This window comes from Petrotoga sibirica DSM 13575 (assembly GCF_002924625.1).
In the GTDB taxonomy this organism is placed as follows: Bacteria; Thermotogota; Thermotogae; order Petrotogales; family Petrotogaceae; genus Petrotoga; species Petrotoga sibirica.
The window spans coordinates 25,068-48,741 of record NZ_JAHC01000019.1; the positions used below are offsets into that span (position 1 = coordinate 25,068).

At 33.5% G+C, this 23,674-nt stretch carries 23 protein-coding genes and 1 tRNA gene; 14 read left to right on the forward strand and 10 right to left on the reverse strand.

Annotated features, from left to right (window positions below; genetic code table 11):
• Nucleotides 1–8: 8 nt before the first annotated feature.
• From AA80_RS05820 to AA80_RS05840, 5 genes are all read right to left on the reverse strand, one after another.
• The gene (locus tag AA80_RS05820) at nucleotides 9–1,565 is read right to left on the reverse strand and encodes an acyl-CoA carboxylase subunit beta (RefSeq protein ID WP_103876862.1); all 1,557 of its coding nucleotides are present in this window, start codon (nucleotides 1,563–1,565) and stop codon (nucleotides 9–11) included.
• 84 nt (nucleotides 1,566–1,649) lie between these two features.
• The gene (gene mce / locus AA80_RS05825; RefSeq protein WP_103876863.1) at nucleotides 1,650–2,054 is read right to left on the reverse strand and encodes a methylmalonyl-CoA epimerase; all 405 of its coding nucleotides are present in this window, start codon (nucleotides 2,052–2,054) and stop codon (nucleotides 1,650–1,652) included.
• On the reverse strand, nucleotides 2,038–2,970 hold the full coding sequence (meaB, locus tag AA80_RS05830; RefSeq protein ID WP_103876864.1) for a methylmalonyl Co-A mutase-associated GTPase MeaB: 933 nt from the start codon (nucleotides 2,968–2,970) through the stop codon (nucleotides 2,038–2,040). The genes mce and meaB overlap by 17 nt, the downstream gene beginning before the upstream one ends.
• On the reverse strand, nucleotides 2,948–3,349 hold the full coding sequence (locus tag AA80_RS05835) for a cobalamin B12-binding domain-containing protein (RefSeq protein ID WP_103876865.1): 402 nt from the start codon (nucleotides 3,347–3,349) through the stop codon (nucleotides 2,948–2,950). Before AA80_RS05835 ends, meaB begins: the two co-directional genes overlap by 23 nt.
• Nucleotides 3,350–3,405: 56 nt before the next feature.
• Nucleotides 3,406–5,085 carry an acyl-CoA mutase large subunit family protein gene (locus AA80_RS05840; protein WP_103876866.1) on the reverse strand — a complete coding sequence of 560 codons (1,680 nt, stop codon included), beginning with the start codon at nucleotides 5,083–5,085 and terminating at the stop codon, nucleotides 3,406–3,408.
• Between the two features lie 378 nt (nucleotides 5,086–5,463).
• Here AA80_RS05840 and AA80_RS05845 point away from each other — a divergent pair, with 378 nt between their 5' ends.
• From AA80_RS05845 to AA80_RS05875, 7 genes are read left to right on the forward strand one after another with little or no spacing between them, the layout of a single operon-like run.
• Entirely contained in the window at nucleotides 5,464–5,943 is a 480-nt protein-coding gene (locus tag AA80_RS05845) for a hypothetical protein (protein WP_134080070.1), read from the forward strand.
• Nucleotides 5,930–6,484, forward strand: coding sequence for a DUF4416 family protein (locus AA80_RS05850; protein WP_103876868.1), 555 nt, complete (start codon nucleotides 5,930–5,932; stop codon nucleotides 6,482–6,484). The genes AA80_RS05845 and AA80_RS05850 overlap by 14 nt, the downstream gene beginning before the upstream one ends.
• Before the next feature lie 56 nt (nucleotides 6,485–6,540).
• Nucleotides 6,541–7,497 carry an AI-2E family transporter gene (locus AA80_RS05855; RefSeq protein WP_103876869.1) on the forward strand — a complete coding sequence of 319 codons (957 nt, stop codon included), beginning with the start codon at nucleotides 6,541–6,543 and terminating at the stop codon, nucleotides 7,495–7,497.
• Nucleotides 7,498–7,502: 5 nt separating this feature from the next.
• Complete coding sequence (locus AA80_RS05860) at nucleotides 7,503–8,855, forward strand: hypothetical protein (protein ID WP_103876870.1); 1,353 nt, start codon at nucleotides 7,503–7,505, stop codon at nucleotides 8,853–8,855.
• A complete protein-coding gene (locus AA80_RS05865; protein ID WP_103876871.1) occupies nucleotides 8,852–10,090 on the forward strand; it encodes a peptidase U32 family protein in 1,239 nt (412 codons plus the stop codon). The genes AA80_RS05860 and AA80_RS05865 overlap by 4 nt, the downstream gene beginning before the upstream one ends.
• Entirely contained in the window at nucleotides 10,083–10,835 is a 753-nt protein-coding gene (locus AA80_RS05870) for an ABC transporter ATP-binding protein (RefSeq protein ID WP_103876872.1), read from the forward strand. Before AA80_RS05865 ends, AA80_RS05870 begins: the two co-directional genes overlap by 8 nt.
• Nucleotides 10,798–12,477: a putative ABC transporter permease subunit gene (locus tag AA80_RS05875; protein ID WP_103876873.1), complete on the forward strand. Its 1,680-nt coding sequence runs from the start codon at nucleotides 10,798–10,800 to the stop codon at nucleotides 12,475–12,477. The genes AA80_RS05870 and AA80_RS05875 overlap by 38 nt, the downstream gene beginning before the upstream one ends.
• 31 nt (nucleotides 12,478–12,508) lie before the next feature.
• Here the strand turns inward: AA80_RS05875 and AA80_RS05880 are convergent, their stop codons facing one another.
• Both AA80_RS05880 and AA80_RS05885 read right to left on the reverse strand, forming a co-directional pair.
• On the reverse strand, nucleotides 12,509–13,387 hold the full coding sequence (locus AA80_RS05880; RefSeq protein ID WP_103876874.1) for an AEC family transporter: 879 nt from the start codon (nucleotides 13,385–13,387) through the stop codon (nucleotides 12,509–12,511).
• Between the two features lie 31 nt (nucleotides 13,388–13,418).
• Nucleotides 13,419–14,297 carry an acetamidase/formamidase family protein gene (locus AA80_RS05885; protein WP_370445628.1) on the reverse strand — a complete coding sequence of 293 codons (879 nt, stop codon included), beginning with the start codon at nucleotides 14,295–14,297 and terminating at the stop codon, nucleotides 13,419–13,421.
• A gap of 291 nt (nucleotides 14,298–14,588) precedes the next feature.
• On the opposite strand from AA80_RS05885, the gene AA80_RS10020 reads away from it, so the two are divergent.
• The 6 genes from AA80_RS10020 (at nucleotide 14,589) to AA80_RS05910 (ending at nucleotide 20,221) form a co-directional block, all read left to right on the forward strand.
• Nucleotides 14,589–14,726, forward strand: coding sequence for a hypothetical protein (locus AA80_RS10020; RefSeq protein ID WP_166667813.1), 138 nt, complete (start codon nucleotides 14,589–14,591; stop codon nucleotides 14,724–14,726).
• Nucleotides 14,723–15,109, forward strand: a complete 387-nt coding sequence (locus AA80_RS05890; protein ID WP_103876875.1) for a PAS domain S-box protein — start codon at nucleotides 14,723–14,725, stop codon at nucleotides 15,107–15,109. Before AA80_RS10020 ends, AA80_RS05890 begins: the two co-directional genes overlap by 4 nt.
• A 254-nt stretch (nucleotides 15,110–15,363) precedes the next feature.
• Nucleotides 15,364–16,395, forward strand: a complete 1,032-nt coding sequence (locus tag AA80_RS05895) for an adenine nucleotide alpha-hydrolase family protein (protein ID WP_233186802.1) — start codon at nucleotides 15,364–15,366, stop codon at nucleotides 16,393–16,395.
• 89 nt (nucleotides 16,396–16,484) lie between these two features.
• On the forward strand, nucleotides 16,485–17,594 hold the full coding sequence (locus AA80_RS05900) for a diguanylate cyclase domain-containing protein (RefSeq protein WP_103876876.1): 1,110 nt from the start codon (nucleotides 16,485–16,487) through the stop codon (nucleotides 17,592–17,594).
• A gap of 23 nt (nucleotides 17,595–17,617) precedes the next feature.
• Complete coding sequence (locus AA80_RS05905) at nucleotides 17,618–18,961, forward strand: GntP family permease (protein ID WP_103876877.1); 1,344 nt, start codon at nucleotides 17,618–17,620, stop codon at nucleotides 18,959–18,961.
• Nucleotides 18,962–18,973: 12 nt separating this feature from the next.
• Nucleotides 18,974–20,221 (forward strand): glycerate kinase type-2 family protein, encoded by a 1,248-nt coding sequence (locus AA80_RS05910; protein ID WP_103876878.1) that lies wholly within the window; start codon nucleotides 18,974–18,976, stop codon nucleotides 20,219–20,221.
• Nucleotides 20,222–20,225: 4 nt separating this feature from the next.
• On the opposite strand, the gene AA80_RS05915 is transcribed toward AA80_RS05910, so the two are convergent.
• From AA80_RS05915 to AA80_RS05925, 3 genes are all read right to left on the reverse strand, one after another.
• Nucleotides 20,226–20,834 carry an NUDIX hydrolase gene (locus AA80_RS05915; protein WP_103876879.1) on the reverse strand — a complete coding sequence of 203 codons (609 nt, stop codon included), beginning with the start codon at nucleotides 20,832–20,834 and terminating at the stop codon, nucleotides 20,226–20,228.
• A 13-nt stretch (nucleotides 20,835–20,847) separates the two neighbouring features.
• On the reverse strand, nucleotides 20,848–21,795 hold the full coding sequence (locus AA80_RS05920; protein WP_199177832.1) for a GAF domain-containing protein: 948 nt from the start codon (nucleotides 21,793–21,795) through the stop codon (nucleotides 20,848–20,850).
• Nucleotides 21,796–21,915: 120 nt separating this feature from the next.
• Nucleotides 21,916–22,003: transfer RNA gene (locus AA80_RS05925), tRNA-Leu, on the reverse strand.
• A 262-nt stretch (nucleotides 22,004–22,265) separates the two neighbouring features.
• Here AA80_RS05925 and AA80_RS05930 point away from each other — a divergent pair.
• Nucleotides 22,266–23,438 (forward strand): type III PLP-dependent enzyme, encoded by a 1,173-nt coding sequence (locus tag AA80_RS05930; protein WP_103876880.1) that lies wholly within the window; start codon nucleotides 22,266–22,268, stop codon nucleotides 23,436–23,438.
• Nucleotides 23,439–23,674 lie beyond the last annotated feature (236 nt).

The following is a 23,674-nucleotide window of genomic DNA, read 5'->3' on the forward strand; positions in this document are numbered from 1 at the left end:
CCCCTCAATTATAACGGAATATTTCCATGTTTTTTAGATGGAGTTGGTTTTACTTTTGAATAAGCTATAGAAAGGGAAGCAGATAATTTTTTTCTTGTTTCGATGGGTTCTATTACATCTTCTATATAACCTCTTGAGGCTGCTTCATAAGGATTTGCAAACCGTTCTTTGTATTCTTCAACTCGCTTTTTTCTAGTTTCTTCCGGATTTTCGGAACTTTCTATCTCTTTTGCGAAGATAATGTTTGCGGCACCCTCGGATCCCATAACAGCTATTTCCGCAGTCGGGTATGCAAACACAAAATCAGCACCTAAATGTTGCGAAGCCATTGCAATATAAGCCCCACCATAGGCTTTTCTTAGAATTACAGTAATCATTGGAACTGTGGATTCAGAATAAGCATACAATAGCTTTGCTCCATGTCTAATTATTCCCCCGTGTTCTTGAGATACTCCTGGTAAATATCCAGGTGTGTCAACAAAGGTTATAACAGGTATGTTGAAAGAGTCACAGAATCTTATAAATCTGGCCGCTTTATCGGAAGCATCGATATCGAGAGAACCTGCCAAGATTTTTGGTTGATTGGCTATGATTCCAACAGATTTTCCTTCCAATCTTGCAAAACCTACCACGATATTTTTGGCAAAATGAGCATGAATTTCAAAAAAAGACCCTGGATCAAATACTAAATTGATTAAATCTTTTACATCGTAACTTTTTTTCGGGTTTGGTGAAACTATTTCGTTTATTTCTTCTGGTACTTTGTAACTTTTATCGTAATCAGCGGGTTCTACAGGATCCATATTGTTTGAAGGTATGTAAGAAAGCAGCTTTCTGACAAGTTCCATGGCTTGCCCATCGTCTTTTGCCAAAAGGTGGGCAACACCACTTTTTGAGTTATGAATTTTTGCCCCTCCCAAATTCTCTTTATCAATGTTTTCCCCAGTCACAGTTTTTATAACCTGAGGACCGGTGATGAACATCTGAGAAGTTTGATCCACCATAATTACGAAATCAGTTATAGCTGGCGAATAAACAGCTCCACCGGCACAAGGGCCTGCTATAACGGTTATTTGTGGGATTACACCAGAAGCCTGGGTGTTTCTATAGAAAATTCCACCGTAGCCATATAGAGCATCAACCGCTTCCTGTATTCTAGCTCCGCCAGAGTCGTTTATCCCTATTAAAGGGATGCCGTATCTCATTGCCAAATCTTGTAATTTCATTATTTTCTTTGCATGCATTTCTCCTAAGGATCCACCTTGAATGGTAAAATCTTGGGAAAAAATAGCAACTTTTTTGCCTTTGATCTCTCCAAATCCTGTGACAACTCCATCGTATGGAAACTCTTTTTTATCTAAACCAAAGTATGTACATCTATGTTTAACCAACATATCGATTTCTTCAAAAGTACCTTCATCTACAAGATCTTCTATTCTTTCACGAGCTGTTAATTTACCCGTTTTGTGTTGTTTTTCTATTCTTTCCTTCCCTCCTCCAACAAGAAGGGATTCTTTCTTTTTCTTCAATTCTTCTATTTTTTGAATTAGTTCTTCATCTGGCATATATGAAGCCTCCTTATTTGCGATATTTATACTATTTTGGAAATTCTAAAACGTTGTGTCAGCGCCCCTTCGTCCCGTAAATTGTTATTTTTGATACTCAACGAACTCGGTTAAAATACCGTTAGCAGATTTTGGATGTAAAAAGAACACTAAACTTCCACCTGCTCCTTGATTAGGTTCATCAGATAAAGTTTTGTAACCAAGTTTTTTTGCGTTTTCCAATATCATTCGAATGTTGTCTACTTGGTATGCGATGTGGTGGAATCCCTCGCCTCGTTTTTTTAAAAAATTTGATATTTCAGAATCCTCTCTTATAGGTTCCATCAATTCTATTCTAACATCTTTTATGTATAAAAAGGTAACTTTTATACCTCTATCTTCAAGAATCTCTTCTGCACTCTTTTCAATATGGAACAAATCCTTATACAATTTGAATGCTTTTTCTATGGAATTGACAGCAATTCCTATGTGGTCAATTTTGGTTTCCATTTTTCCCCTCCTCTTCACAGATGAAGGCTATAACATCTTTTTTAAGGGAATCAGTATCTTGATCTTCCAAAGAATAACCTTCCAAGAAATTTTCTATCAAATGGAAAAGATAGTTTTTAACACGACTTTTTTTTCTTAGATTCTCTTTTAAATTAGAGTTTTGAAAGTATTTTCTGCTTGATTCTAACCATTCGTAAACTTTTTCAAATCCTTTGTTTTCAATTGAACTAACGCCAAAAACCTTTTTATCACCTTCGTTTTGTGAATCCAAATAATTTTCCAAGTACATTAAAAATCTTTTGGAATTAGGTAGATCTATCTTGTTGACAATATAACAATCGGCTATTTCCATTATTCCTGCCTTATAAATTTGAATTTCGTCACCAGAATCAGGAGATAATATTAAAAGAGTTGTGTCACAAGCATAGAATATATCGATCTCTGATTGACCGGTTCCCACCGTTTCTATGATTATTGTATCGAAGCCAAATGCCTTCATTACATCAATAATATCATAAATTGAATTGCAGACTCCCCCCATTGCGCCTCTGCTGGCTATGCTTCTGATGTAAACGTTGGAAGAGTTGGTTAAATCAAACATTCTTACCCTATCTCCCAAAAAGGCCCCGCCACTAAAAGGGCTACTTGGATCGATCAATATTATTCCGATATTCTGACCTTTATTGGAATAAAACGAGACCAATCTTGAAATAAAAGAGCTTTTTCCCACGCCAGGGCTACCTGTAACACCAAGTACATATGAATTTTTTGGTTGAACATCCGAATGTAATCTCGAAATTATTTCCCAGGTTTGTAAATAATTATCTTCTAATAGAGATATCATTTTCGCTAGAGCGGTTTTATTTTGGGCTTTAAATTTTGGAAGTAATTGTTCATACCTTTCTTTCCATCGCAATATCTTCCACCTTCTCTACGATCTCTTTTAATGAGGCACCTGGGGTGAAAATTTCGATTATGCCCATTTCCTTTAGTTCTGGGATATCTTCTTCTGGAATAATTCCACCGAGGAAAACAGGAATATCAGCTCCCTTTTCTTTTAGTAAATTTAGTATTTTTTGACATAACTTTTTGTGCGCACCTGAAAGTATTGATAAACCAATTAAATCAACATCTTCTTGTATTGCGGCTTCAACAATTTCTTCTGGGGTTCTTCTTATGCCGGTATAGATTACCTCCATTCCTGCGTCTCTTAGCGCTCTTGCTAAAACTTTGGCTCCACGGTCATGACCATCGAGTCCAGGTTTAGCTATTAAGACACGGATTCTTGTACTCATTTCAAAGCTGCCTCCTTTCGATATGGCGAAGATTCAGTTGGTATAAAAAGCAGAAGTTAGATTGTTGTGCTTTCACGATACTCCCCATAAATTTCTTTTAAAACGTTTGTTATTTCACCTACTGTGGAATAGTTTTCTACACATTCTATTACATAGGGGAATAAATTCTCCTCATTTATTGCAGCCTTTTTCAATCTATTCAAAGATTCTTCTGCTTTTGAGTTGTTTCTTTGATTTTTTAAATTTTTCAACTTTTCTATTTGTTTTTCTTCTTGTTCTTCATCAACTTTCAAGATATCTATCTTTTCTTTTTTGTCAGAAATGTATTCGTTAACCCCTACTATGATCTGCTCTTTTTTTTCTATCCTTTGTTGTGCTTTATAGGCGCTGTTTAATATTTCTTTTTGAGGGTATCCTGCCTCTATGGCTTTTACCATTCCACCTATTTCATCTATTTTTTCTAAATATTTTTGGGCTTTTTCTTCTATGTCTAAGGTTAATTTTTCTATAGCGAACGATCCTGCTAGAGGATCTACGGTTTCGCTTACTCCCATTTCGTGAGCTATGATTTGTTGAGTTCTTAAAGCCACGGTAACAGATTGTTCTGTAGGCAGTCCTAAAGCCTCATCGTAAGAGTTAGTATGAAGTGATTGAGTACCCCCTAAAACTGCAGCCAAAGCTTGAATTGTTACCCTTATTATGTTGTTTAAAGGTTGTTGAGCGGTTAATGTGGAGCCTGCTGTCTGAGTATGAAATTTCAATTTCATTGCATTTTCATTCGTTACACCGAACCGCTCTTTCATAATCCTTGCCCATAATTTTCTAGCAGCCCTAAATTTTGCTACTTCTTCTAAAAAGTTGTTATGGGCGTTAAAAAAGAAGGAAAGGTTTGTTCCAAATTCATTTGGATCTAAGCCAGCTTTAACTGCTGCCTCTACATAGGCTATTCCATCTGCTAATGTAAAAGCTATTTCTTGGACCGCATCGGCCCCCGCTTCTCTAATATGATAACCGCTGATACTTATTAAGTTAAATTTTGGAAGGTTTTTGCTTCCGTAATCAAAGATATCTACTATCAACTTCATAGATTCTTTAGGTGGAAAGATGTAAGTGCCCCTAGCCATATATTCTTTTAAAATATCGTTCTGAATAGTTCCTCTAAGTTTTTCATAAGGGACCCCTTGTTTTTTTGCAACGGTTATTAACATTGCTAATAAAATCATCGCAGTTGAGTTGATAGTCATTGAAACACTTACCTTATCAAGAGGGATACCGTCGAAAAGAATTTCCATATCTTTTAGTGAATCTATTGCTACTCCGACCTTTCCTACTTCCCCCTCGGACATAGGATTGTCTGAGTCAAATCCTATCTGTGTTGGTAAATCAAAGGCTATAGATAAACCTGTTTGGCCTTGTTCTAATAAGTATTTATATCTTTTGTTTGACTCTTCTGCAGAACCGAATCCCGCATATTGCCGCATAGTCCACAACTTGCCGCGGTACATGGTTGGCTGCACACCTCTGGTGAAAGGGTATTCACCAGGGAATCCTAAATCTTTAATGTAATCTAAATTTTTAATATCTAAAGGTGTGTAAAGTCGTTCAATCTCATCTTCATATGAGGTAACAAATTCCTTTTTTCTTTCTGGGAATCGGCTCAATGTACGTTCTACTTTTTTCTCTTCCCACTCTTTTTTTGACTTTTCTATTTCATGCATTTTTTCTCTTTCAAACATAGGAATTTCCTCCCACAATAAATTTTTTAAACTATTATCTTTAGAAGCTTTAAATCTTGTGTCAGCGCCCCTTCGCCCTGCTCCCCGCCCATAAGAACAAATCAGAACAACTATGAAAAAAATTTCATTACTCTGGGTCATTATTATTTTACCGTATTATTTTAAAATTTACAACAAAAATATTTATTTCAAAAAATAATTTTGCTGACAAACGAAGGCAATATTGTGTTATAATTTAAAAAAGCTAGTTTTAGGAGGTAAAAAACAATAAAAGCACATTTTGACAAAGACCTGAGGTCTTTAATTGAGGAATCAGATTATACAAAAAAACAAATAGCAAACAATTTAAAAATACCTGTATCCACCTTAGAAAATCTTATGAATGGAGAATTTGATTATTTCTCTAAAGTTTCTTTGACAGATATAGCGAAGAGATTGAGTTCTTTGTTGGGTGAAGAGATAAATGTAATTTTTGAAGATGAAGAGTTAAAAGAAGAAGTTCAGCTAAAAAGAAAAGATACAGCTCATAATAAACTTAGAATATTTCGATTTTTGATGGTAGCATTCTTAGTCATTAACTTAATTTTTCTTTACTTTCTAATTCAAGATTTAAGGTTTTACAACAATATCCTACGAAGAAATATATACACTCTAAATGTTATCAATAGAGGCCCTTCTGAAATATATATAAACGAAACTGTGGTTCCACCAAATCAGTATATTCAAATTCAACTGGCCTTTGGAGAAAATTTAGAGATACTCGGTAATCAAGGTGAAACGGTTATAGAAACACCACTTGTCAAATACACTGTAAAACTAGAGGATTTTGAGGTGAGTTTGTTGTATGGGAATGACTAAAGCACCGGATCTTGTAAATTATTTGGCGCATATATTTACTGCTGGAGATTCTGATTTATGGCTTTACAAAATGGGTTTGAAAGAGTTACTCGAAAAACATTTTGGACCTATCGACTATATTTCTCCCATGTTGGATTTTCAGCGTTTTACAGATTATTATAACGAAGAAATGGGTAAAAACATACGAATTGAATCAAGGTTAGTAAGTTTTGAATATTTAGGTTCTCCTGGTTTTTTGCCGGATGCGAAATTGATAACAAATGAGATTGAAAAAAACTTTTCGGTTGATGATAAAAGAAAAGTAAATATCGACATTGGTTATCTTCACCACACCCAATTTGTTTTAGCTAGCACCAAACACTGGGGTAACAGGATTTATATTGGCAAAGGTATATATGCAGAAATTACTCTGATGTTCAATTTTGGGCAATGGGAACCTCTCAAATACACTTACCCTAATTTCAAAGATCCAGAATATTTAAATGAGTTAGACGCAATAAGAAATATTTTTCTGAAGAAAAGGAAAAATTTTATATTATAAAGTGCTTATTAATTGGAAAATGGATGGTGAAAATATTGTTGTCACAAGGTGGTTGGTTGTCATTAATCTATTTGGGTATATTTCTGTTGTTGTCTTATTTTTCTCCTTTTATTATTTCAGCGCTGATTTTGGGCGTCTTTTTGTCTATGCTAATAGAAGCACCGCAAAATTTATTTTCAAAGTTTATGAATTCTAAATTATCCGCCCTCTTATCACATGTACTTGTCTTAGGGTTAGTCTTATATGCAGCGATTACCTTTTTCCCCCTTGTTATTAATGAAGGCAGGAAACTATTTTCTATGCTTTCCTCTTTAACTATCCCTCAAGAAGAAGCAATGGCTCAACTACCTGAATGGTTGGTTACTTTTATCAACGATTTGAACAAAAATCTTTCTGATTTTGCCTTAGGCTTGATGAACCAGCTTTTATCATCTATTCCCAATTTGATAACTTCGGCTATTGTTTTAGTTGTAACAACTACGGCAATCGGTTCATTAAAAAAAATCACGAAGAATAATTTATGGAAACTTTACCCTGTAAACGACAGAGAAAAAGGTTTGAAGTTTATGAAGGATACTTACTCACAGTTTGAAAGATTTGTACATGGTCAATTTCTGGCAGCTATAATAGTGGGAACTTTTATTGGGTTAATGTCGTTTCTTTTTCGTATACCAAGTGCGTTTTTTTTAGGAATCTTAGCTTGGATCACCGATTTTATACCGTATTTAGGAGTAGTTATTTCCGCAGTCCCTTTATTGATGTTAGCTTTCACTGAAAATGGGTTAGTCGGTTTAATAATAGGAATAGCAATTTTAACCACTGCCAATCAACTGGAAATGTGGTTCTTACAGCCAAAGATTCAAAGTAATGCTCTCAATTTGCATTGGTTCGTAATAATAATATCTATACTCTTATTCGGTGATTTATTTAGCTTTTTAGGTATTTTTATCGCTCTTCCTATAGTTGTTTATCTTAGAAACTTTTGGGAATACTTCGTGATAAAAATCAAGTGAGATAAATGAAAAAACTTTATCTTTTTTTACTAACCATTTTGTTGACAATATTTAGTTTCTCATCTGCCAATCTGCTAACAAAAAGTGATCCGGAATATTATTTTAAAAAGTTAGGGAAAGTCTATTTAAAATACCCCATTTATGGCGATTTAAACAGCACTCCAGAAAGTTTTGAAAATTACATACACTTTTCAATAGATTTAAAATACGAAAGTAGAATCATGGATGATTTTAACTTATCCGGAGGTTGGTATAGAAGTACAGAGATAAGCGAAGTCCTGTTCAGAGATTTTGCTTTAGAAAACGGGGACTTATTCACTTTTGGATTCAAAAATTATTACAGTGATTATTTTTACACACAGTTCATCGCTGATTTTAGGGTAGCTGATACATCTTATTTTACTTACGAAAATTACAGTCTTTTCAATCTTCCATCTTTGGTTTATATCTCTTTGGATTTTCCCACTTATTCTTATTTATCTTACAATAAAGAAGATCTTAGTTTTTTGGTGGGAAGAGTCCCTCTTTCATACGGTCCTATGAAATACAACCTAGTGGTATCTGATAACTCTCCTTATTATGATACGTTGGCTATTTCTTATTCTTTTAATGATAAATTAGATTACGATTTCGCTGTTTTATCTATGGTGCCTTTGCTTTCAAAAGAGGAATATGCCACCATGGATGACGAGTTTATCGCCTTCCGAAATGCTTTTTATAATGGTTTGAATTATAATCCAAATGAGAAACTTTTTTTTGGAATAAGCTCTTTGAATCAGGTGGCGGGAGATCTGCCTAATCCTGTAAATATGTTTATAAAATCAGTTGCGGGGCTATATGGAGGATATATTAAGATCATCCCTGTTTGGGAGATAAATATAGATACTGAATATGCGTTTAATTATGCCACACTTAGCACTGGTTATGGTTTAGGCCTTTCGAAGACCTTTGATTTTGAAGGTGCCAAATTTAAAATTGGTTTTGAAAGATATGAAATACAAGATAACTTTTTCTCAAACGGGTATCCGTACGATGATTTATACTACAGAACTATCGCTTTATCTAACGAACCTGGTGCCAGAATCTTTTTTGACTATCCGTTTGGTTTCAAGTATGGGGAAGATTCCCAGATAAACAGTGTCGATATAACCTTAGCCTTTGAAAAGGGTTTTTTCAGTTATATTTGGGATCATGGAACAAACTCAAAAGGTATTATCAACAGCAATATTTTTCGTTTCTTGTTTGACACAAAGTTAGGAGATTTTGAATTGAAATGGAAATCCTTGAAGAATGGTGAGGAAGAATTTGAGACATTTTTGATATCTTATGGATTCGAGGTGAACTTTTTATTGCCATGAAGAAAGTTGAGTTGTTGTCTCCCGCGGGAAACTACGAAAAATTGGAAACTGTGTATCACTATGGTGCCGATGCCGCATACATTGGTGGAAAAATCCTAAATTTAAGGGCGTTTTCCAAAAATTTTGAAGACGAAGAATTGGAAAAAGCTGTAAAATTAGCAAAAGATTTACAAAAGAAGCTTTTTGTTACTCTCAATGCAATACCTCACAATTCTGAATTGGATCTCTTACCTGATTATATAAGCTATTTGGAAAGTTTAAACGTTGATGGGTTAATAGTTGCAGATTTGGGTGTATTTAATCTTGTGAAAAGAAGCTCAAACTTACCTTTGATCATTAGCACCCAGGCAAGTAACACCAATTGGGCTAGTGTGGCCATGTGGAGGGATCTAGGAGCGAAGAGGGTTATATTGGCAAGAGAACTTTCATTAAGTGAAATATCAGAAATCAGAGAAAAAGTTCCAGATATAGAAGTTGAAGTATTCATCCATGGAGCAATGTGTGTATCTATTTCAGGTAGATGTCTATTAAGTAATTACTTAACGGGACGAGATGCCAACAGAGGGCAATGTACACAGCCCTGTAGATGGAAATACTATCTAATGGAAGAAAAAAGACCTGGGGAGTATTTTCCTGTGGTTGAAGATGAAAGAGGAACGTACATTATGAATTCTAAAGATCTTTGCTCTATCGATTTTCTTGACAAAATAATCGAAACCGGGGTTGATAGTTTAAAGATAGAAGGAAGGATGAAAAGTAGTTATTATGCGGGAGTAACGACCAAAGTGTACAGACAGGCAATCGATAGTTATTACAATAAAGAATACACAAAGGAACTTATCGATTGCTTAAAAAAAGAACTTGAAAGTGTCAGCCACAGGGAATACACAGCCGGTTTTTATTTTAATAGGCCGGATGAAAACTCCCAAAATTATAAGACTTCTTCTTACGTTAGAAATTACAAATTTGTGGGAAAAATAATCGACAAGATGTCTAAAGATCAATATATTGTTGATGTCAGGAATAAGATAGAAAAGGGTGAAGAATTAGAAATTGTAACCAAAAAAGGCGAAAATACTAAAATATTATTGGATCAAATAGTAAATCTTGAAGATGGTAGTTTAATTGACAGTGCAAATCCCAACCAAAAAATAATTTTGAAGTGGGATAATTCCCTAGATGTCGGGGACTTGATCCGAGTTCCTAACAAAGGAGGCAGTAATCAAATTGATTGAATTGATAGATCTTACAAAACGTTTTTCTGAAAATGTAACGGCGGTGGATCATGTAAACTTGCTAATAGAAGATGGGAAAATTTTTGGGTTTTTAGGGCCTAACGGTGCAGGAAAAACAACCACTATAAGCATGATTACTGGTTTGTACAAACCAACTTTTGGAAGAATTATTTATGATGGTATGGATTTTCAAAAAGAACCTATAAAGATAAAAAAGTTGATAGGTTTTGTTCCGGATGAACCATTTCTTTTTGAAAAGATAACCGGAATATCTTACCTAAATTTTATAAGTGATGTATTTGAAGTACCGCTTGAAGAACGCAAAAAAAGAGGGGAATGGTTGATAAAAACCTTTAAGCTCGAAAACGCTATTAGCAACCCCATTTCTACTTACTCCCATGGGATGAAACAGAAGTTAGCTCTGATTGCTGCGTTGATCCACAACCCAAAGTTCTGGATTCTCGACGAGCCGATTGTTGGACTTGATCCTGAATCAGCTTTTATTCTAAAAAATCTTATGAAAAAACATGTGGAAGCAGGAAATATAGTATTTTTTTCCACACATATTATGGAAATTGCAGAAAAAGTTTGCGATGAAATAGCCATCATTAATAAGGGAAGAATCATCTTTGAAGGTTCTATAAAAGATCTAAGAAAGCTCAAAGGGGATAAAAGTTTGGAACAAATATTCTTAGAGGTGACAAATAGTGAAAGTGAAAAGATTGATTTCTCTTATCTTGATTAAATTAAATCAGCACTATGGAATTTCCAAAACTAAATACTCCATAAAAAGGAATAAAAGCGATTTAATTACTTTTATAGTTATTTTTTGCGCACTTGTAACAACGGTCGTTGCCTATTCATTTCCCTACCTCAACATGCTTAAAAATACTTTGGAGACTTACACAATCTTGAATATACAGCCATTATTTCTGGCAAATTATTTTGTCTTAGCTGGTTTTTTTGGCTTCTTCTTAGGTGCTTTTCTGCTGATTGGAGAATTATTTATCAATAAAGATATGAAATTTTTATTAACCTTACCTTTGAAACCTTATGAAGTTATTTTAGGGAAATTATCTGTGATTTTATCAGATCAAATGTTTATTTCATTGATATTATTGCTGCCTTCTTTGATTTATTTTGGGGTTTATACTAAACAAAATTTTTTATATTATGTGATATTCATAATTATTTTTCTTTTTTCGCAAGTATTTCCCATGACCGTGGTTTTACTCTATACTTTGTTCACTTCAAGATTATTAAAAAAATCTAATAGACGAGAACTTCTATTGTATTTATCAACAATTTTTCTTATGGTTATCTTTGGTTTATATTTGTTTTTATCTGGGTCAAATTTTTCAATAAATATGCAAAATAGCAACGAAATACCCAATATTTCTATCAATCCTGATAGCGTCATTACTAGGTTAGCAAGGATTTATCCCCCCGCTTTTTTAGCTGTAAAATCTTTAACTAGTGGCATTTTTTTAAATTTAGTATGGCTTTTATTGTTCCTTGGTTTCCATTTATCCCTATTAATTTTAACGTTGTATATTGGTGAAAAGTTATACTTTTCTAATTATTCTTCCTTGATAGAATCAAAACCTTTAATTAGAAAATCTAAAACTCAAGAAAATTATAACTTCTTCAACAAAGAATCAACTTTAGAAAAAGCTTTATTAAAAAGGGAGTGGTTGTATTTTTTGAAAACGCCTTCATTTTCAGTCAATGGATTTGCTAATGTTTTAGCTTTTCCTATAATATTGATAGTCTTTGGTATTATATTCAATAATGTGGAACTAGGCTTAAGTAGGGAAATAATCAGCACGATATTACAATACAAATTATTCATTGTTGGTTTTGTTGCAACCTTAGCTTCGTCTATAAACGGTCTTTCTTATTCATGTTTTTCAAGAGAAGGAAATTTGATAAAAGAACTGAAAATAATACCAGTGAATGTAGATCAAATTTTGAGGGTCAAAATTAAACATATTATGCAAATAAGCTCTTTAGGTTTTGTTTCTGGTTTAATTATTGGTACGTTTCTTTTTAAACTAGATCTTTACGAGTTTTGCGGAGCCATGATTTTATCGATTATTTTCAATTTATTTCTAAATATAATTCAAATGATTATTGATGCTTCAAAACCATACTTAAACTGGGATAATCCACAGAAGGCAATGAAACAAAATATAAATGGTTTGCTTGCTATATTGTTGGTTTTTGGAGTTGTAGGAATCGTAGGGTTCTTGATATATAAATTGGTTCCATTATTCAATCAGTATCTTATTTTCATCATTCTAAACTTCATATTCTTGATTTTTAGCTTAATACTATGGAGATATTTAAAAAGGAAAACCGTTCAACTCCTAAGTAGAGAATTATGAATAGTAAATTTTAAAAAAGCAAAAGACGTGATCAAAACCCCATTATCGCTGTTACAGCAAATACAATTATGAAAGAAATAAGAGTTGTAAGACTCACGAAACTGCTAGCGAGTTCGGAGTCATAGTTGTTTTTTACCGAATAAACGATCGCCATCATTGCACTTGGTAGCAATGGGGAAAGAAAAAGAGAAATTCTTTGCAGTTCTGTACTTACAGGGATTAGTAAAGTGAATAACGAAACTATAAGCCCCAATAAATACTTTGTGGTTACAGAAATCGTTAAGATCCTTCTGTGAACTTTTAGAGATACTATATTGAAATAAAAACCTACTAAAAACATTATCAAAAAATTATTGGCATCTTTTATAACCATCATAGGTGAAAGTACGAATTCAGGTAAATTAACGCCGTTTAGGAGAAAAGCTAAAATTAAAGCTATAAAAGGAGGAAATTCTAATAAGTCTACAATATGGAATTTGCCTCCTTTTCCTTCAGCAACAGATTTGCCAACCCCAAATACTATAAAACTGTTTCCTAAGTCGTAAAGTGCAAAGTAAGTTATTGATTCAATACCCCATAACATTTCTGCCAAAGGGTACATGAAAAGGCCAATGTTCACTCCACAAAAGGCTAATAGTATTACGGTACTTATTTTTACATCTTCGATTTTTAAAGTTCTTAATAAAAATTTCCCACCCCAAAAGATCAGCAAACTACCTAAAAAGCCTATCAGAACAAAAAATAATTTAGATAAATCTATTTGAGATGAAGTTATACCTATGAATACAGTCATGGGAAGAGTAAAATTGATTATCAAAGTTGTTAGGATATCACCTGTGTTTTTCGGCAAAAACCTTTTGGATATGTTTCCTATGGTTGCTATTATTACAAAGTTTATAAGTGCTGTCAATGACTTACTCCCCTTTTATTGGTAAAAATGTCTATTTTAGAAATTCTAAAGGTAGTTCCATTCTCACGGTTTTTAAAGGATCAACAACTTGGCAAATTTGAAGATTTCCAGCAGCGCTTAGTAAGAACATAGCTTGTTCTTTACTGAGTTTATATTCTTCGGTCAAAAAATGTACCATGTTTTTTGTTGCTGTAATTGAAGCTTCATCTAAAGATGGGTTTGAAGCTAATGTATAAATATTTTTTTCAGTTTTCACCATAGGCAATTTCCAATTTTTATCTTTTATTATATTGAATGAAACGGATACTTCAGTGGGGATTTCCACACCTGTCACGCAAACTTCCCCATCTCCCATAGCTGCATGTAAATCGCCTAAAGCAAATAAAGCTCCTTCAACATTCACAGGTAGATACACCGTAGTTCCTTCTCCAATGATATTACAGTCCATGTTTCCACCATGCTCTCCAGGTGTACCACAAGGTATATTCCCTTCCTTAGGAGCGGTACCAATAACCCCTATCATCGGTTTTAAAGGGATTTCATAGTCATACAAAAAAGCTTTGTTTTCTTTTATTGGTACTATTTTGATAAAACTTCGTTCAAAAGAATCACCTAAGGCTCCCATATCTTTGCCCGTTAACATTACACCATAATCTCGAGTTATTTTTATATTTTCTATATTAACTTCCAAAACGTCTCCCTCTTTTGCCCCTTCAATGAAAATAGGACCTGTAGCCGGATTAACTTTTTCCCAGTTTATTGAATCGAAAGGTTGGTTCTCAGATCTTATTTCATCACTTAAAGCATCTTTTGTCTCTATACTGATTTTCTCTTTGGGTTTAACCTTAGCCACAGGAGCATTTGTTTTAGAGAAACTAAATATAGAGTTTTCTTTTTTTATTTTCATCAACACAATCACCTCTTTTGGCATTTTTTGTAAAAAAAGAAACATTTTTTGGACGTTATTTATAATTAAAAAGAGTATAATATAATCAATATATATTTTATCATACAGATTTTAATTATATATAACTATAAAGGATTTACAGCGAATACTTTTTAAACAGGAGAGATTATGGTGGGAAATCATGAAAATACGCTAAAAGAACTACTGGATATGTATGAGTCCGCTTCAGAGATGTATGCAGGAACTATAATGCGAATAGATCTGTCTAATGGTAAGATCTTGTATTGAGAAAATTTGAAACAAATCACCGGAATTGGAAAAAACGAACTTCCAAATAATCGTGATGAGTTACTAGCTTTAATAAAAGAAGAAGATGTCCAAAAATTATCGATAAAGTTAATAGTAGTGAACACGAAGCCGAGTGTGCGATGAAAGTATCTTTGAAAAGTGATAAAGAAGATTTTAATTTTTTTGATTTAATTGGGGAGAAAAAAAGAAGGGACGGAAAAGATGTTTTATACGTTTTGGTTCGTAATCCTAATCAAAATTTCGGATTGATGAGCTTAGATATATTTTTTCCAAAAGAGGTAATTGGCAATTTTCCTCAGGCCATAGTTATAACTGATAAAAACAACAAAGTACTAAGGGTAAACAAAGCATTTTTAAAATTGACTGGCTATACTCTTGATGAGGTTATCGGTAAGATCCTCACTTTTGGGCTTCAAATATGCACGATAAAAATTTTTGGGGAGCAAATGTGGCAAGAACTTAAATCAAAAGGATTTTGGAGCGGTAGAATAATAGATAGAAAATAGAATGGAGAAGTCATATTCCTTTATTCAAATTTCTTTGAAATTAAAGGATACAACAACGAAGTAATAGGGTATATAGCTATAAATACGGATATTACCAATAGGGTTAAAAAAGAAGAAGAAATAACAAGAGTACTCAAACATGATTCTTTGACAGGTTTGTCAAACGTGAAAGGTTTATTGGAGAGAATTGAAGAGGTTCTACAAAAAAAACAAAAGAAAATAAACTTGCTCTTTTAATAGTGGAAATCGAAGAAATGTACAAATTAATTGATTTTTATGGTAAAGAGAAACAATTAAGAGATAAACGGGAGAGAGGAATGACAACAACGATTGAAGAAAAAATAGATTCTATAAAAAAGGAAATGAAAGAGATAATAGATAATAAACATTTGTATATTGCTTTTTCAGGAGGTATGGACAGTACCGTTGTGGCATTACTTGCAAAAGATATTTTTTCTAAAAGTAAGATTACTTTGGTGAACGTTTGTTTTGGTGGTTATTCTTACTCAAAAGGATTAGAAGCTGTTTTAACCTTATCCAAACAGTTGGGTTTAAAATTGTTTTTTTCACGTGGTGAAGAAGAACAGGAAGAGATAATGTACCATGGTCCAAATTGTAATCAATGTACAAGGATTGTAAAAATCGGAAAGGTAAAGCAGTTTTCTTATAAGGGGATAGTTGCTTCAGGTGCCAACTTATCTGATTCATGGGGCAATACGGGGATTAAGTTTTTTAATGGGATATACTCTCCACTTTTAAATTTGAACAAAGAAGAGATAAGGGAGATTTTGGAATACTATAATATGAAGATACCAAAAATTGGGGAGAATAATATAAGAGAAGGTTGTAAATACAAACATTTATTAAAAATGTCTGTTAATAGAGATTATCATTCAAGAGCTGATATCATTGCCAATGAAGTGATTCACGATGTGCTTGATTTTTACGATGTTCAAAGAGACATTGCAAACGTTAAAATTGTTGGTCCTCTTTCAAAGAATATCGCTCTGATTAATGTTAAACCCTTACCATCTAAAAAAATTTTAGAAGAGATAAAACGTCTCCTTCAAAATGAAGATACCATAGATTTTGTGGATATAGTAGATAGCGCTTTAAAGCTGAAGATTTTGGTAAATCCAGGTATATATAACAATGAAGAGTCAAAATACTGGATATTAAATGGGCGATTGGCTCCGGAATTTGCTATGCCCATAAACGCCGAATGGGTTAAAAGCTCAAACTACAAATTATGGACTTTTGCTGTAGTGGATTATAAAAAGTTATAAAAAATCACAATTTTATCCCTTTGGATAGAACCGAGTGATATGTAAAAAATTTATACTATAATTATTAATATTTGAGGAAGGAGGATAGTATGGTATATATAATCATTTCTATTGTATTTTTGTTTATATTGGCCTTTGTTTTTTACACGGGGATAAAAACCGCTATCTATGTTCGAAGAATCACTAAAGAAGAAGACAAACCACCTGCTTTCACTCCTCCCAGTCCGAAAAAGGTTATAAGAAATCGATTTAAAAGTTCTCTATTTGAAACGGCTATTACTTGTTTAGAAAAAGAGGTCGAAAAGGATTATGCACTTAAATCTATTATAGAAAAGTTACCTCTCTTTTTAAAAGCCGATTCTTGGAGTTTTTTAATAACTCCACCTGATGGTAAATGGAGATTTTTATTCTGGTCAAAGAATTTAGACTTTCTTCCTTTAGAAGAACTTGCCTCAGAAATACAAATTAGTGGAGAACATATTAAAAAAGTATTAGATACAAAAAAAATACTTTTCATGAAGGACACTAAAACGAATACTCTTTGGAATCAAAAACATAGCTTGTCCAAGTCTTGGTTGGGCATACCGATTATCGTAAAAAATGAAATAATAGGTGTTTTGAATGTTGATTGGTTTAAGCAAGCAAAGATATCTGAATTTGAAAAAGAATTAATAAATTACTTTTTAGAAGATGTAGATAGGATTTTAAAATCTATTTTTTCTTTGAATGAACTGTTTCTAAATTCAAAGGTAGATATATTAACCCGAGTATACAGTAGAAAAGCCCTTGAAGAATATATTTCTCAACATAAATCCGATAGTTCAAAAAAGGCGGTTATTTTTCTGGACTTTGACAATTTTAAAAAGATTAACGATAATTTTGGTCACACCGTAGGGGATCAAGCTTTAAAAATTCTTACAAAGAGAATTCAAAATTCTATTAAATCTAATGATTTAATCTTTAGATACGGAGGAGACGAATTTGTTATAATAATAAATGAAATAACTGAGAACAATAGTATTGATATAATTATACAAAGGATCAAATCAACAGTTAAAACTCCAATAACGTTCAACGATATATTGATAATATCTTCTATAAGTGTAGGGTATTGTCTTGTTCCTGAAGAAGCTCCTGATATTGAGAAAGCCATTGAAATAGCGGACAAAAGAATGTATTTGGAAAAAGAAATACATTAATTAATATTAAGGAGGTATTACTAATGGGTATATGGTTGATCATTTTGTTGATTTTATCTGTTATTTTTATAATTTTTGCAACCGCTAGGTTGACGTTACACCCTTTCTTAGTTTTGCTTTTCACTGCTGTTTTGTTTGGTATTTTTTCTGGAATGAGTTTGATAGAAATAGTTGATTCAATCACCGGTGGTTTTGGAGGCACGCTTGGAAGTATAGGCATCGTGATCGCCGCTGGTACGATAATCGGGACTTTCCTTGAAAAGTCTGGCGGCGCGTTTAAGATGGCTGAGGCTACCTTAAAATTAACTGGGGAAAAGAGAGTTCCTTTGGCTATGGCTATAATAGGTTATATAGTTTCCATACCTGTTTTTTGTGACTCTGGATTTGTAATCCTTTCTCCTTTAAATAGGGCTGTTACGAAGAGGGCAAAGTTCTCCCTTGCAGCTACTGGTCTTGCCCTGAGTCTTGGATTATATGCTACACATACGATGGTTCCACCTACCCCAGGACCCATAGCAGCCGCTGGGATCTTAGGCGCGGATTTGGGGATGGTTATATTGATTGGGTTGATAGTTTCTATTCCTGCCATGCTTATAGGCGTATTATATGCCAATATAATGGGCAAAAGAATATATATTGAACCAGAACCAGAATTAAGCGATGTCGAGACAGAGGAAAGAACTAAGAAAGCTCCTTCGACTTTTAATTCTTTCATGCCCATAGTTGTGCCTATCATATTGATTCTTTTAAAATCAATTTCTGATTTCCCAACCAGACCTTTTGGGGATAGCGCTGTTAGAAGCTTTTTTGGGTTCGTTGGTAATCCGGTAATCGCTCTTTTAATAGGAGTTTTAATAGTTTTCACTTTACCCAAAAAATTAGATAAAAAGATGCTTTCTTCAAGTGGTTGGGTAGGTGAAGGATTGTTGAATGCAGCATCTATTATTTTGATAACAGGAGCTGGGGGTGCATTTGGAAGAGTCCTTCAAAATTCAGGAATTGCAAATGTATTAGGCGAAGGTTTAGCAACAGCTAATTTAGGTATCTGGCTGCCTTTTATCGTAGCTGCAGCGATTAAATCAGCTCAAGGATCTTCAACTGTTGCTATAATAACTACTGCATCGTTAATGGCACCATTGATGGGCTCTCTTGGTTTGACTACACCTGCTGCAATAGCATTGTCTGTGGTTGCCATTGGAGCTGGATCTATGGTGGTATCTCATGCTAACGATAGTTATTTCTGGGTTGTTTCACAATTTTCTAGAATGAGTGTCAATCAAGCTTATAGGCTTCAAACCCTGGGGACATTGTTAGAAGGAGTCACCGCAGCAATTGTTATATGGATTATAAGTTTAATGATATTGTAAGGAGTTGATTGTTTGAAAAATTTACGTGAAGATGCCTTTAGGATAATAAAAGGGTCAATAGACTTTGTTTTGCCAGAAAAAGCGGTTCAGCAAGAACTTGAGAAGTTGAGTTTAGATGATAATATTCATATAGTTGCTATAGGTAAAGCTGCTTGGAGGATGGCTAAAGCAGCAAAAGATTTCTTAAAGGATAAGGTAAAAGATGGAATAGTTATAACAAAACATGGCCATTCTCAAGGAACTATAGAAGGGCTCCAAATATATGAAGCAGGTCACCCTATTCCAGATGAAAATACTATAAAAGCCACAAAGAAAGCTATAGAATTGGTACAAAATTTACGCGAAGACGATGTGGTATTATTTCTTGTTTCCGGAGGAGGGTCAGCCCTTTTTGAGCTTCCCGCTGATGATCTTACTTTAGAAAACATAAAAAATGTAACAGATATGTTGTTAAAATCCGGGGCAAATATAGTGGAAATAAATACAGTTAGGAAACATCTCTCTAGAGTTAAAGGGGGGAATTTTGCAAAGTTAGTAGAACCTGCAAAAATATATTCTCTTGTTTTATCTGATGTGTTAGGGGACAGATTGGATAGCATAGCATCTGGTCCTGCATACCCTGACTCTACCACCATCAAAGATGTGGAAAAAATAATAAAAAAGTATGACTTACAACTCTCAGAAGAAATCTTACAAACTCTAAAAAAAGAGACTCCAAAACATCTAAACAACGTTGAAACAAGGATTATAGGTAGTGTAACTAAGGTTTGTGAAAGTGCTGCCAAGATTGCTCAAAGTTTGGGATATAATACTATGATTTTAACAACTACCCTTGATTGTGAAGCAAAAGAAGCGGGCTCGTTTTTAGCTGCAATAGTTAGAGAGGAAAAAGAAAGAGAAAGACCATTAAACACACCTTGTGCAATAATTTTAGGAGGAGAAACAGTTGTTCATGTTAGAGGAAATGGTAAAGGAGGAAGGAATCAAGAACTGGTTTTATCAGCTGCACGAGGTATTAAAGGATATCAAGGAGTTTTGATTGCCTCGGTAGGAACAGATGGAACTGATGGCCCAACGGATGCAGCAGGTGGAATAGTTGATGGGGAAACGGTCAATAGGTTACAAGGCAAAGGAATAGATGTTGAAAATGTGTTGAATGACAACGACTCATATCATGCCTTACAAAGTATTGACGGCCTAGTTATAACAGGACCTACTGGCACAAATGTAAATGATTTAACTTTTATACTCTGTAATTGAATCGTCAACGCTTCAATTTCTTAATAAACTCGTACGTCAATCTGGCGGTAATACCCCAAATAATTTTATCTTCGTATACATAAAAATAAATAGGGTATTTACCAACTCTCCAGTTATAATCTTTTCCATTAGGGATAAGATCAAAAGGGAAGCCTTCATCTGTTTCGTTTGTAAGATAAGTGTTATGCACTAAAGGTTCATGCGATAACAAATATTCTAAAGGTACCGTGAAAACTTCTTCAACTTCTTCATTAGGTTTTATTGTGTTAACGTTTATATTCAAAAAGCCAACATACGAATATATCAAATAATTAAAGGGAGTAAGGAGATAATCCGCTGCTCCCAATATTTCTATGTTATTTGGTTGCAAGTTCAATTCCTCACAACTTTCTCTAATTGCTGCATTTTTTGGTGTTTCGTTGGCCTCGATTTCTCCTCCAGGGAAAGAAACTTCACCAGGTTGTCTCACTAAAGTTTTTGATCTCAATTCGTATAAAAGTTGTAAAGAGTTGTCTTTTTGTATCAAAGGGATCAATACAGAAAAACAATTTTCTACTCCAATAGGTTTTGGAGAATGATCTTTAAAAATCTCTTTAATTTCATCAATATTCACACAATCACCTTATTCACCAAAATCTTTCAGAAAGTAATTTGGCAATAGCCTCCAAAAATGATCGATCGTCTTGATCAAAAGGAGCTTTTTCATGACTATCGATATCTATTTCACCAACAATATTTCCATTTTTATCAAATATAGGAACAACTATTTCTGCCTGGGTTTTTGGGCTGCATGAAAGATAGTTCTCTTCTTTGCTAACATCATCAACAACAAAGGTTGTTTTTGTGCTTGCGGCTTGCCCACAGATGCCTTGTCCAAACTTTATTTTTTTGTGTTCTGTTGGTTCTCCAACAAAAGGTCCTAACACAAGAGAATTGCTCTCTGCCTCATCGACTAGATAAAAACCCACCCAATTATAATAAGGTATTCTTTCAGATAACATTTGAGAAATTAATTTTAAAATACTCATCTTATCATTATAATTTTTATCAGTAATAAGTGTTTTTATCTTATCGTATAAAATCCAAAAGTCAGCTTTTTTCTTATTGGGTGTTGTAGTACTAATGAATTTCCTTATCGCTTCTTCTATTAAAGTTTTTGGATCTATCTTATCCCTATTGAAATAAAAATAAAGTATATCTACACCAATTATTGTTCCTTTGAATGATTCTAAAAATTCGTAAGGGCTATCACCCATGAATACAGTTAAATAAACCGCATAATCTCCTCTGTCAAGTTGAAACTCTTTAGAGGATTTTGTCAGGTCATTGATGATATCGGCTTTTAAATCTTTTATAATTTCTTGCTTGTACCAAAAAGCCTTGTCAAGTTCCTTTCTTCCAACTTTTTTAAATTTTTCAACAATCTCATCATCCCTGATGCCTTTTTTTTCTTGATAAAGATTTACAAAATTTAAAGTTCTCTTGTAATCTTGCCAAAATAAATTCCACTTTTCTTTTGGATAAGTCAATATTTCAAAAAAATAATCAGTAAAATCTCTAAAAACGCTTCTCATTAATACAAAGTGCCTCCTTTTGATTTTCGGATAACTATTAAATTATATCAAAACTGACTCATAAAATAAAAAACCACCTTTTCTGAAGAAACGGGCTTCCGCCTCTTAAGGAAAGGTGGATGGTGCCGAGGGCGGGACTTGAACCCGCACGGACTAAAAGCCCATAAGATCCTGAATCTTACGCGTCTACCAATTCCGCCACCTCGGCTTATTAACTGCTATTTGTTTAAATTATACCACTACAAAGGAATTTTGTGAATACCATTGGGGATATTTAATAATGTAACTTAGCATAATTATATATTAACTAAATAAATGTTTGCACGTTACTTTTTGTGTATTAAATATTCAATTGTAAATTTATAATTCTTAAATTTAGGATTCTCTAAAAACCAAATACTTTAGAAATAAAATAAATCTAGAGTTTCTAAAAGTAATATAATACAAAAAACTTAGGGAGGTTGGATAAATTGGAATTAACGCAACTAATAAGGGAAGCGGCAAAAAATCTAGAAACACCTTTTTTAGTATTAGACACTAATTATGTAAAGGAAAATTATTACAAGCTCAAAAATTCAATCAACGATGTCGAAATTTTTTATGCGGTAAAAGCCAATTCTCATACTAGCATACTAGAAACACTAAGAGATTTAGGAGCTTCTTTTGATGTTGCATCAAAAGGGGAAATAGAAAAATTAATGAACTTGGGAATTTCTACAGATAAAATGAGTTTTGGAAATACAATAAAGAAAGAAAAAGACATAAAATTCGCATGGGATAATGGAGTAGAATATTTTGCAGTAGATTCAGAGATGGAAGTTGAAAAGATTGCAAGAAACGCCCCGGGTGCAAAAGTATACGGAAGATTGTCAATGAGTTCCAACGATTCAGATTGGCCACTTTCGGGTAAATTTGGCACTGACGTAGATCATCTAATAGAAATCCTAAAATATGCAAAAAGAAAAGGTTTAATACCATATGGGGTGTCTTTCCACGTAGGCTCGCAATCATATAACAAATACAAGTGGAAGGAAGCAATTTTGAATGCCAGTGAGGTTTTTGAAAAACTTCACAAGCAAAAGATTGATTTAAAAATGCTGAATTTAGGCGGTGGTATTCCCGTAAAACATACAAAACCAGTGCCGGACGTAGAAGAAATTGGAGAAATAATAAATGAATCGATCAAAGAGTATCTTGGATGGGTGAAAGGGTTAAGAGTTTTATCTGAGCCGGGAAGGTCTATGGTTGGTAATGCAGGGATAATTGCCTCAAGAGTTCTTTTAAGGAGTAGAAAGGGTACACAAAACTGGGTGTTTTTAGATACCGGTGTTTTTCACGGTTTAATGGAAACCGTTGAAAATTTCAGGTACGAAGTGCTGGTGGAAGGCAAAGAGTATTCCGAAACAACAACTATGACCTTAGCTGGTCCTACCTGTGACAGTGTAGATACTATCTATGATGAAATTGAATTGCCAATTAATATTGATTATAACGACATAGTATATTTTATAAATACTGGTGCTTACACCAATGAATATGCAACATCCTTTAATGGTATAGGACCAATTAAAGTATACACAGTTGAAGATTTAGAAGCTCTATTAAAAGGCGAGATTGTATTCATGGAAGAAATGCAAAGCTAATTTTGTAAATTTACCATTAAAAATAGATGCTGAAAAAGCATCTATTTTTTTAAAATCAAATCCGATGAAATTAATCCATTTTAATAAATAATTATTAAGTTTTAGTATTTATTGGAAATAATATAAATACCAAGACTAATATAACTTAAGCGAGATCTTTGTTTTATGGTCTCATTTGTTTAAATATTGGATCGAAGTTTTTAAAATAATAGACTTAAAAAAAATATCAATTCACA